General features: G+C 72.4%; 11 protein-coding genes. 10 read left to right on the top strand and 1 reads right to left on the bottom strand.

From position 1 onward, the window contains the following. Positions 1–35: 35 nt before the first annotated feature. Positions 36–221 (bottom strand): 50S ribosomal protein L28, encoded by a 186-nt coding sequence (rpmB, locus tag H0488_RS18220; RefSeq protein WP_109696063.1) that lies wholly within the window; start codon positions 219–221, stop codon positions 36–38. Positions 222–377: 156 nt separating this feature from the next. Here rpmB and H0488_RS18215 point away from each other — a divergent pair, with 156 nt between their 5' ends. The 10 genes from H0488_RS18215 to smc all read left to right on the top strand — a co-directional run. Next, positions 378–2045: a fatty acid kinase ATP-binding subunit FakA gene (locus tag H0488_RS18215; protein WP_183100660.1), complete on the top strand. Its 1668-nt coding sequence runs from the start codon at positions 378–380 to the stop codon at positions 2043–2045. 169 nt (positions 2046–2214) lie between these two features. Continuing rightward, positions 2215–4446 (top strand): ATP-dependent DNA helicase RecG, encoded by a 2232-nt coding sequence (locus tag H0488_RS18210; protein WP_183100659.1) that lies wholly within the window; start codon positions 2215–2217, stop codon positions 4444–4446. Next, positions 4443–5039 (top strand): 16S rRNA (guanine(966)-N(2))-methyltransferase RsmD, encoded by a 597-nt coding sequence (gene rsmD / locus H0488_RS18205; protein ID WP_183100658.1) that lies wholly within the window; start codon positions 4443–4445, stop codon positions 5037–5039. The genes H0488_RS18210 and rsmD overlap by 4 nt, the downstream gene beginning before the upstream one ends. Before the next feature lie 4 nt (positions 5040–5043). Further along, a complete protein-coding gene (gene coaD, locus H0488_RS18200) occupies positions 5044–5547 on the top strand; it encodes a pantetheine-phosphate adenylyltransferase (RefSeq protein ID WP_183100657.1) in 504 nt (167 codons plus the stop codon). Positions 5548–5623: 76 nt separating this feature from the next. Next, positions 5624–6184, top strand: coding sequence for a YceD family protein (locus tag H0488_RS18195; RefSeq protein WP_183100656.1), 561 nt, complete (start codon positions 5624–5626; stop codon positions 6182–6184). 13 nt (positions 6185–6197) lie between these two features. Beyond that, the gene (rpmF, locus tag H0488_RS18190) at positions 6198–6383 is read left to right on the top strand and encodes a 50S ribosomal protein L32 (protein ID WP_056924925.1); all 186 of its coding nucleotides are present in this window, start codon (positions 6198–6200) and stop codon (positions 6381–6383) included. Next, a complete protein-coding gene (rnc, locus tag H0488_RS18185; protein WP_446685628.1) occupies positions 6325–7122 on the top strand; it encodes a ribonuclease III in 798 nt (265 codons plus the stop codon). Before rpmF ends, rnc begins: the two co-directional genes overlap by 59 nt. Positions 7123–7156: 34 nt before the next feature. Further along, positions 7157–8086, top strand: coding sequence for a bifunctional DNA-formamidopyrimidine glycosylase/DNA-(apurinic or apyrimidinic site) lyase (gene mutM, locus H0488_RS18180; RefSeq protein ID WP_183100654.1), 930 nt, complete (start codon positions 7157–7159; stop codon positions 8084–8086). 319 nt (positions 8087–8405) lie between these two features. After that, on the top strand, positions 8406–8606 hold the full coding sequence (locus tag H0488_RS18175) for a hypothetical protein (RefSeq protein WP_183100653.1): 201 nt from the start codon (positions 8406–8408) through the stop codon (positions 8604–8606). 281 nt (positions 8607–8887) lie between these two features. Further along, a partial coding sequence (gene smc, locus H0488_RS18170; protein ID WP_183100652.1) for a chromosome segregation protein SMC occupies positions 8888–10828 on the top strand: 1941 nt, incomplete at its 3' end.

Here is a 10828-nt window from a genome sequence, read left to right as displayed (position 1 = left end):
CGCCCCTAGGGGGCGGCCGATCCGTGAAGCTGAGGTCAGCGAGAGACCTTGCCGGCCTTCAGGCAGCCGGTGCAGACGTTCATGCGCTTCGGGGTGCCGTTGACCACAGCGCGGACGCGCTGGATGTTCGGGTTGAAGCGACGCTTGGTGATCTTGCGCGACCAGGGCCGGTTGTTGCCGAAGGCCGGCTTCTTCGCGCAGATGTCGCAGACGGCAGCCACGGTTACTCCTACGGATCGGGTTTCTGACTCAAGTTCATGGGTCACCCGGCGAGCGGGCAACCGGATCAGATTAGCCGAAGGTGGGCAGCAGCCAGAAATCGAGGCGCCAGCGTTCCGCGGCCCGCCGGGTCCCGGGTGCCCACTACATTGACCTCCATGGGAGGCGGCATCGAGCTCGACACCGTGCTGCGCTTCGTCGACATCGCTGTCGACGCGTTGTCGGAGGCTCGCGAGGAGATCGACGCGCTCAACGTCTACCCGGTGCCCGACGGCGACACCGGGACGAACATGTACCTCACGATCGCGGCCGCCCGTGACGCCATCCGCGAGGTGCCGGGCGCCCCGAGGAGGGCGGCGCTCGCCGCGTTCTCGCGCGGGGCGTTGCTCGGCGCCCGCGGCAACTCCGGGGTGATCCTCAGCGAGATGCTGGGTGCGATCGCGCGGCGGATCGCGTCCCAGACCGCCGACGACCGCAACGCCGAGGTGATGGCCGAAGCGCTGCGCCAGGCGACCGAGGCCAGCTATGCGGCGGTGGGGGAGCCGGTCGAGGGCACCATGCTGACGGTCGCCCGCGCGGCGTCCGACGCCGCTGCGGAGGCGGTCAAGGACCCCGCGGCCCGCACCCACGACGTGCTGCGCACCGCAGCGGCAGCCGCCCGGGAGGCGCTCGGGCACACCCCGGAGCAGCTCGAGGTGCTCGCCCGGGCAGGGGTCGTCGACGCGGGCGGACGCGGGATCTGCGTGATCCTCGACGCCGCCGAGACGGTGCTGACCGGCAAGCGACCCGTGCCCGTGACCCAGCCGTTGGGGAGCCACGCGATCCCGGTGCCCCAGCTCGCGCACCCCGGGGCCGGCGACCTCAGCGGTGACGGCCCGTCGTACGAGGTGATGTACCTGCTCGACACCACCGACGGCGAGATCCCGCCCCTGCGTGCCCGGTTGGGCGAGCTCGGCGACTCGGTCGTGGTGGTCGGCGGCGACGGCCTGTGGAACGTGCACGTGCACGTCGACGACGTGGGCGCCGCGATCGAGGCCGGGCTCGAGGTCGGCCGGCCGCACCGGATCCGGGTCACCCACTTCGCCGAGCAGGTCGCCGCGGCCCACGGGGAACCGGCCGGCGAGCAGCGGGCGGTCGTCCCGGCCGGCCGCACCGTCATCGCGGTCGCAGCCGGTCCCGGCCTGGTCGAGCTGTTCAGCGACGCCGGCGCGGTCGTCGTCGAGGGCGGCCCCGGTCGCCGCCCGTCGACCGGGCGTCTGCTCGAGGCGATCTCAGGGAGCGGGGCGCAGGAGATCGTGATCCTCCCCAACGACCCCGACTCGGTGCGGGCCGCCCGCGTGGCCGCCAGCACGGCGGAGTCCGACGGAGCCGCGCAGGGGCTCCGGATCGCGGTCATCCCCACCGAGGCCCAGGTCCAGGGCCTGGCCGCGATCGCCGTGCACGAACCCGGGCGGACCTTCGACCAGGACGTGACCGAGATGACGGCCACCGCCCGGCACGTGAAGCACGGCGCGGTCACGATTGCGGCCAAGGAGGCGATGACGTCCGCGGGTCCCTGCAGCCCCGGCGACGTCCTCGGGGTCATCGCGGGCGACTTCGCGGTCATCGGCGACGATCTGGGGGAGGTCGCGATCGCCGTCCTCGAGCGGCTGCTGGCGGCCGGTGGCGAGCTGGTCACGCTGGTCCGCGGCGACGGGTCCGGCGATGGTGCCGACGACATCGCCGACCGGGCGGCGGCGTGGGTGGAGGAGCAGCACCCCCATGTCGACACCGTGGTGTACGACGGTGGTCAGGAGCGCTACCCGCTCCTGATGTCCGTCGAGTGAGAGGTGAGGGCGTGGCACCCTGCTCAGCGCCTGCTGCGCGACGTTTCCGACTCGATCTGGCTGCGTTGGCGTCGCTCGACGTGCGGCTCAGCATGCCAGCGCTCCGCCGCCTTGCCAGATCGGCCGGAAACGCCGCTCGCGACGCCGCCGACCAAGGAGCAACGCCCTCGTGACCACCCTGGACTCGCCGATCGCGGCGGTGCTCGGCAAGGTGACGCCCGCGAAGCGCAAGAAGCTCGAGGAGGGGCTCGGCCTGCGCACCGTCGGCGACCTGCTGCGCCACTTCCCGCGCCGCTACCTCGACACCGGCAGCCTCACCAAGGTCCACGACCTCAAGATCGGCCAGCTGCTCTGCGTGGTCGGCGAGATCACCGAGTGCAGGCAGCACACCTACAGCGACCGCCGCACCGGCCGGCCGGCGTACCGCGTCGAGGCGACCCTGAGCACCGACGGCCCCGACCTGCGGATGACCTTCTTCGCGAAGAACAAGGGCGCCTCCGAGTGGCAGGCGAAGCGGGTGGCGACGGGTCGCCGCGGCGTCTTCCTGGGCCGGGCCGACCGGTTCCGCAACGAGTGGCAGCTGGTCAACCCCGCGATGACGATCTTCGGCGTCGCCGACGAGGACGAGAGCATCGTCGACCAGATCGGCGATCTCTACCCGATCTACCCGCTCACCAAGGGCGTGGAGACGTGGGACATCAGTCGTGCGGTGCGCGCGGCGCGCAGCCAGGTCGACCACGTCCCCGAGCTGCTGCCCGCCGACGTCCGCGAGGAGTACGACGTGCTCGACGTGCTCACGGCCTACGACTGGATCCACGCCCCCGACCGGCGTGACCAGGTGGCCCGGGCGCAGCACCGGTTCCGGTTCGAGGAGGCCCTCGTCACCCAGCTCGTGCTGGCCCGACGGCGGCGCACGATCCGCGAGCTCGGCGCGACCGCCCGCACGGGCGGCGACGGTGCTCTGCAGCTGGCGTTCGACGAGCGGCTGCCGTTCACCCTGACGGACGGCCAGCGCGAGATCGGCGACCAGATCGCCCGTGACCTCGCCCAGCCGCACCCGATGAACCGGCTGCTCCAGGGCGAGGTCGGCTCCGGCAAGACCCTGGTCGCCCTGCGGGCGATGCTGCGCGTGGTCGACTCGGGAGGCCAGGCGGCGCTGCTCGCTCCCACCGAGGTGCTCGCCCAGCAGCACTACCGCTCGATCGTGACCATGCTCGGCGACCTCGCCGACGGCGGCACCATCTTCGGCTCCGGTGAGGGCACCCGGGTCGACCTGCTCACCGGATCGATGACCAAGTCCCAGCGCACCGAGCCGCTGCTGCGCGCCGCGAGCGGCGAGGCCGGCATCGTGATCGGCACCCACGCGCTGCTCCAGGAGCAGGTGCAGTTCGCCGACCTCGGGCTGGTGGTCGTCGACGAGCAGCACCGGTTCGGCGTCGAGCAGCGGGCCGCGCTGATCGACAAGGCGAAGACGCCGCCGCACCTGCTCGTGATGACGGCGACCCCGATCCCGCGCACGGTCGCGATGACGGTCTTCGGCGACCTCGAGGTGTCGACCCTGCGCGAGCTCCCCGCCGGTCGGGCGCCGATCCAGACCAACGTCGTCCCCCTCGCCGAGCAGCCGTCCTGGATCGGCCGGGTGTGGGCGCGGGTGCGCGAGGAGGTCGAGAAGGGCCACCAGGTCTACGTCGTCTGCCCGCGGATCTCCGGCGACGAGGCGGAGGCCGACCAGGACGACGTCGTCGACGTCGACGACGACGGCAACCCGGTGACGACGTCCGCGGGCTCGCTCGCGGCGGTCGACGAGGTCGTCGAGCGTCTCGCGGGCGGCCCGCTCGAGGGGCTCCGGCTCGCGCGCCTGCACGGGAAGCTCCCGTCGGACGAGAAGGACGCGACGATGCGGGCCTTCGCCCGCCACGAGGTCGACGTCCTGGTCTCCACGACCGTCATCGAGGTCGGCGTTGACGTGGCCAACGCGACCACGATGGTGATCCTCGACGCCGACCGGTTCGGCGTCTCACAGCTCCACCAGCTGCGCGGCCGGGTCGGCCGGGGCGGCTTCCCGGGGCTCTGCCTGCTGGTCACCCACGCCGAGGACCCCACCTCTCCGGCCCGCGAGCGGCTCGCCGCCGTCGCCGGCACGACCGACGGCTTCGTCCTCAGCCGGCTCGACCTCGAGCAGCGACGCGAGGGCGACGTGCTGGGGGCTTCCCAGGCCGGACGGCGCTCGAGCCTCGAGAACCTGCGGGTGCTGCGCGACGAGGACACCATCGTCGCGGCCCGCGAGGCGGCGGAGGCGATGCTGAGCCGCGATCCCGCGCTCGACGCGGCGCCGCTGCTCGCCGAGGCGGTCGCCGACCTCGAGCGGTCGCAGCAGGGCGACTTCATGGAGAAGTCATGACGCGGATCATCGCCGGCAGCGCGGGCGGCCGCCGCCTCGAGACCCCGAAGGGCGAGCGCACCCGCCCCACCAGCGACCGGGTGCGTGAGGCGCTGTTCTCGGCGATCGAGTCCTGGGCCGGCTCCCTGCGCGGCCTCCGGTTCCTCGACCTGTACGCCGGCTCGGGCGCGATCGGCCTCGAGGCCTGGTCCCGTGGCGCCGACGCGGTGACGCTGGTCGAGTCCGACCGCCCGACCGCCGACCTGATCCGGCGCAACGCCCGCATGCTCGGGTGCGACGTGGCCGAGATCCGCGCCGCCACGGTCGCCTCCGCGCTCACGACCGCACCGGCTGCGCCGTACGACGTGGTGTTCAGCGACCCGCCCTACCCGCTGTCCGACGACGACGTCGCCCACGACCTGGAGCTGCTGGTCGCCCACGGCTGGCTCGCGCCCGACGCGCTGGTCGTCGTCGAGCGCGGCAGTCGCAGCCCCGAGCCGACCTGGCCCGCCGGCATCACGCCGCTCCCGGGCAAACGCCGGCTGAAGAAGTACGGCGAGACCGCCCTCTGGTACGCCACCGGCGACGCAGCGCAGCCCCAACCACTACGGTGACCGCATGCGTCGTGCCGTCTGCCCGGGGTCGTTCGACCCCGTGACCAATGGCCACCTCGACATCTTCGGCAGAGCCGCCGCGCTCTTCGACGAGGTCGTCGTCGCCGTCGGCGTCAACAAGTCGAAGTCGACGTCGTCCAGCCGTCTCTTCACCTCCGACGAGCGGCTGGAGATGATCGGCGCCGCGGTGAGCCCGTGGCCGAACGTCAAGGTGCAGGGCTTCACCGGTCTGGTCACCGACTTCTGCCGCGAGATCGAGGCCCAGGCCATCGTGAAGGGCCTCCGCGGGTCCGGCGACTACGACTACGAGCTGCAGATGGCGCAGATGAACGCCCATCTCACCGACGTCGAGACCGTGTTCCTGATGACCGACCCGAGCATGTCGTTCGTGTCGTCGAGCCTGGTCAAGGAGGTCGCGTCCTTCGGGGGAGATGTATCCGGGCTGGTGCCGCCGGCCGTCTTCGAGCGGCTCACCGTCCGGCTCGCGGAGCGGCAGCAAGGCGCCTGAGCAGCAGATTTTGCCGCCGGTGCGGCGACCGATACGATTCTCGTTGATCTGTTGTGTCCGGACCGGGAGTGATCACATGACCAGCCTGGACCCGAGGGCGCCGCTCGTGCTCGATACTCGCGAGCTCGGCCGCCGCCCGGGGTCCCAGCGGGAAGTGACGCTCACGGCGCCGGCCCCGGCAGATCTGGGCATCGAAGTCCTCTCTGTCCCGGAGGGTTCGCCGGTCGACGTCGACCTGCGGCTCGAAGCGGTCATGGAGGGAGTCCTGGTCACCGGCACGGCGCGAGCCGTGGTCGAGGGCGAGTGCGCGCGGTGCCTGGAGCCGATCCGCGAGGACCTCGAGGTGACGTTCCAGGAGCTGTTCGTGTACGACGACACTCGGCACGGTGAGCGGGATGACTCCGAGGAGGACGACGAGACCAGCAAGCTCGAGGACGACCTGCTCGACCTCGAGGTGCTCCTGCGGGACGCGGTGGTGCTTGCACTACCGTTCCAGCCGTTGTGCCAGCCGGATTGTCCCGGGTTGTGCCCCGAGTGCGGGGTGCGCCTGATCGACGAGCCGGACCACGCACACGAGGCGGCGATCGACCCGCGGTGGGCGGCGCTGGGCGAGCTCACCAACGACGACCAGAACTAACGAGGAGAAGACAGTGGCTGTTCCGAAGCGGAAGATGTCGCGCAGCAACACGCGGCACCGTCGCTCGCAGTGGAAGGCTGTCGCCCCCACGCTGGTGACCTGTGCCAACCCGGCCTGCGGTGCGAAGCACCTCCCGCACCGTGCGTGCGGCACCTGCGGCCAGTACGGCGCCCGCGCCGACCGTCGCCAGGTCCTCTGATCCAGCGCTCCTGACCCGGGCACCGGCCATCAGAGCCTACGACGACCTGCGTCGCGCGCTCGGGGATCCTGAGCTCGACCCCGAGCTGCTCGACCGCGCCCTGACGCACCGGTCCTACGCCTACGAGAACGGCGGACTGCCGACCAACGAGCGCCTGGAGTTCCTGGGCGACTCGGTGCTCGGCGTCGTCGTGACCGAGACGCTCTACCGCGCCCACCCGGACCTGTCCGAGGGCCGGCTGGCCAAGCTCCGCGCGGCCGTCGTCAACGCCCGCGCCCTCGCCGACGTCGCGCGCGAGATCGGGCTCGGGCAGTACATCAAGCTCGGCCGCGGCGAGGAGTCCACGGGCGGTCGTGACAAGGCGTCGATCCTGTCCGACACCGTCGAGGCCGTCATCGGGGCCGTGCACATGAGTGCCGGCATCGAGACCTCCGCCGAGGTCGTCCACCTGCTCTTCGACCCGCTCCTCGAGGCCGCCTCGGCCATGGGAGCCGGCCTCGACTGGAAGACCTCCCTCCAGGAGCTCGCCGCCGAGCACAGCCTCGGCGTGCCCGAGTACGTCATCCAGGACGAGGGCCCCGACCACGCCAAGACCTTCACCGCGCAGGTCCGCGTCGCCGAGAAGCTCTACGGCAACGGCACCGGCCGGTCGAAGAAGGAGGCCGAGCAGGGCGCGGCCGAGACGGCGTACGGCGAGATCGTCGCCTCGGTGTCCGCGGTCGCGGACGCCAACGACTGACCCGGCCCGGTCGACCCCCGGACTGGCCTGACCGATGCCCGAGCTCCCCGAGGTCGAGGTGGTGCGCGCCGGCCTCGAGCGCCACGTCGTCGGCGCCCGACTGAGCGCGGTCGAGGTGCTCCACCCCCGCCCGGTGCGCCGCGATCCGCGCGGTCCGTCCGGTTTCGCCGCCGCGCTCACCGGCCGGCAGGTGGTCGCCGCCCGCCGGCGCGGCAAGTACTTCTGGCTCCCGCTGGACAGCGGTGACGCACTCCTCGGACACCTCGGCATGAGCGGTCAGATGCTCATCCAGCCCGTGGGGATTCCGGACGAACGGCACTTGCGGGTGCGATTCGGACTGGACTTGTCGGGGTTTCCTGGCGCTTGTCGGGTGGTGCAACGGCCGACAAGCGCAGGAATCCCCGGTCGACCGGGGATTCCTGCACCCACCGAGCTCCGCTTCGTCGACCAGCGCATGTTCGGCGGCCTGATGGTCTCGGCCGGGGGAGCGGAGCTGCCGCCGGAGATCGCACACATCGCCCGAGACCCGATCGACCCCGAGTTCGACGACGACGCGTTCGTGGCGAGGGTGCGGCGTCGTACGGCTGGCATCAAGCGGCTCCTGCTCGACCAGGGGCTGATCTCCGGCGTCGGCAACATCTACGCCGACGAGGCGCTGTGGCGGTCGCGGCTGCACGGCGACCGCCCGGGCGACCGGCTCCGGCGCGGCCAGGTCGTCGAGCTGCTGGGCCACGTCCGGGGCGTCCTGCACGAGGCGCTGGCGCAGGGCGGCACCTCGTTCGACGCGCTCTACGTCAACGTCAACGGCGAGTCCGGCTACTTCGACCGCTCGCTCGCGGCGTACGGCCAGGAGGGTGAGCCCTGCGGGCGGTGCGGTACGCCGATCCGGCGGATCGCGTTCATGAACCGCTCCTCGTACTTCTGCCCCCGCTGCCAGGCGGCACCACGGGCCTCGAAACGCTGATCAACAGGCTTCGAGACGGCTCGCTCAGCACCGCGCTGGCGCGCGTGCCTGAACGCGCCTCCTCAACCTCCTCGGCACCACGCGGCCGTCCTCGTTCCTCGGACGGCCGCGAGCCTCGGCAGTTTCGAGACGGCTCGCTCAGCCCCGCGCTGGCGCGCGTGCCTGAACGCGCCTCCTCAACCTCCTCGGCACCGCGCGGCCGTCCTCGTTCCTCGGACGGCCGCGAGCCTCGGAAGTTTGACCCACACGCCGGGAAGTGGGACTCTTGGAGACGGCCCGGGACCCGGGTCCATGCGTTCACCACCGGAAGGCTCACTTCATGGCCAAGGCGCTGATCGGGCACCTGAACAGCGACCTCCGCGACCCCCGGCTTGCCGTCGAGAATGCTCGACTGCGCAACCGGGTGGCCGAGCTGGAGTCCCTCGTCCTTCGTCTCAGCGAGGAGAACGACAAGCTGATGGCAGCTCGGGCCGCCGACATCCTCACCGCCGACGCGGCCCAGGAGATGCAGCCGGCCTGACGCCGGTCCGTCCCCTCCGCCTTCGGCGGACCTCGGTGGCGCCTTCGTGCCGACGCCGGGTGTCGACGCTGAGCAGCGTCCGCCCGTTCTCCACCGGTTCTCGCGCGCCCGCAACCACGCCGACGATCAGGTCCGCAGGTCGACCCGGGCGGGCATATAGGCTGTGCGAGCCGAGCTTCCCCCGCGACGGCGCGCCCCAGGCCACCTGACAAGATCCGCCCGGGACTGCGTGCATCGCGTCAGCCGCCGATCCACAGCAAGGTCAACGCAAGGGAGCCTGGGTGTACCTGAAGAGCCTGACCCTCAAGGGGTTCAAGTCCTTCGCATCGGCGACCACGCTGCAGCTGGAGCCGGGCATCACCTGCATCGTCGGACCCAACGGCTCCGGCAAGTCGAACGTCGTCGACGCCCTGGCGTGGGTGATGGGCGAGGCGAGCGCCAAGAGCCTGCGCGGCGGCAAGATGGACGACGTCATCTTCGCCGGTACGTCGGGCCGCCCGCCGCTCGGTCGCGCCGAGGTCACCCTGACCATCGACAACTCCGACGGTGCGCTGCCGATCGACTACTCCGAGGTGACGATCAGCCGGACGATGTTCCGGACCGGAGGCTCGGAGTACGCCATCAACGGCACCCCGTGCCGGCTGCTCGACGTCCAGGAGCTGCTGAGCGACTCCGGCATCGGCCGCGAGATGCACGTCATCGTCGGCCAGGGCCAGCTCGACACGATCCTGCACGCGACCCCGGAGGACCGCCGCGGGTTCATCGAGGAAGCGGCCGGTGTGCTCAAGCACCGCAAGCGCAAGGAGAAGGCGCTCCGCAAGCTCGACTCGACCGACGGCAACCTGACCCGGCTCAACGACCTGCTGAGCGAGATCCGTCGCCAGCTCAAGCCGCTCGGCCGGCAGGCCGAGGTGGCGCGCCGCGCGGCGACCGTCCAGGCCGACGTCCGCGACGCGAAGGCGCGGATCCTGGCCGACGACCTGGTCACGGCCCGCACGGCGCTCGAGCAGGAGCTGGCCGACGAGACCGTCCTCGTGGCCCGCCGCGAGGAGGTCGAGCAGGAGATCGCCACCGGTCGCGAGCGTGAGGCCGCGCTGGAGGAGGCGCTCCGCGGGGACCTGCCGGCCCTCGCCGCAGCCCAGGAGACGCTCTCGTCCCTCGGTGCCATGCGCGAGCGACTGCGCGGCACCCAGAGCCTCGCCGCCGAGCGGGTGCGCAACGCCGCCGGTGCCGAGGAGGCCGACGGCGAGCAGGGCGGATCCACCCGCGACCCCGCCGAGCTCGACGCCGAGGCCGACCGGCTGGCCGAGCAGGAGGCCGAGATCCTCGAGCTCGTCGCCGAGCAGCAGGCCGCCCTCGAGGAGGCGGTCACCGCCCGCAAGTCCGCGGAGGACGCCGCCGCCCACGAGGAGCGCCGGGTCGCCGGTCTGCTGCGGGCTGCCGCCGACCGTCGCGAAGGGCTGGCGCGGCTCCACGGACAGGTCAACGCGCTGCGCACCCGGGCCACCGCGGCCAGCGAGGAGAAGGGCCGGCTCGAGGCCGCCCGCGCCGACGCGCTCGCCCGGGCTGAGCGCGCCCACCACGACTTCACCGCGCTCGAGACCAAGGTCGCCGGCCTCGACGCCGGCGAGGAGGGGCTCGACGCCGAGCACGAAGGCGCCGTCGCCGCGCTCGAGGACCTCGAGGAGCGGCTCGCGAAGACCCGCGAGGAGGCGCAGCAGGCCGACCGCGACCGCTCGGCCCTCGGCGCCCGCAAGGAGGCGCTCGAGCTCGGCCTCGCCCGCAAGGACGGCACCGGAGCGCTGCTGGCCGCCTCCGACACCCTGTCCGGCCTGCTGGGGTCGGTCGCGGCGCTGGTCAACGTGCGCTCCGGCTACGAGGCGGCCGTCGCCAGCGCGCTCGGCGCCGCCGCCGACGCGGTCGCCGTGACCGACACCGACGCCGCCGTCGCCGCGATCAGCCACCTCAAGGCCGACGACCTCGGCCGAGCCGGGCTCCTGCTCGGCGGGGGAGCGGTCGACCGCAGCGACTGGCCAGCCCTGCCCGGCGCCACGTCGTACGCCGTCGACGTCGTCGACTGCCCGACCGAGCTGCGCCCCGCGCTCACCCGTCTCCTCCGCAAGACCGTCGTCGTCGACGACCTGGCCGCCGCTCGCAGCCTGGTCGCCGACTACCCCGACCTGGTCGCGGTGACCCGCGACGGCGACCTGCTCGGCGCCCAC

Source organism: Nocardioides pelophilus (assembly GCF_014180685.1).
Lineage (GTDB): Bacteria > Actinomycetota > Actinomycetes > Propionibacteriales > Nocardioidaceae > Nocardioides > Nocardioides pelophilus.
This window is presented reverse-complemented; position numbering and strand designations above follow the sequence as displayed.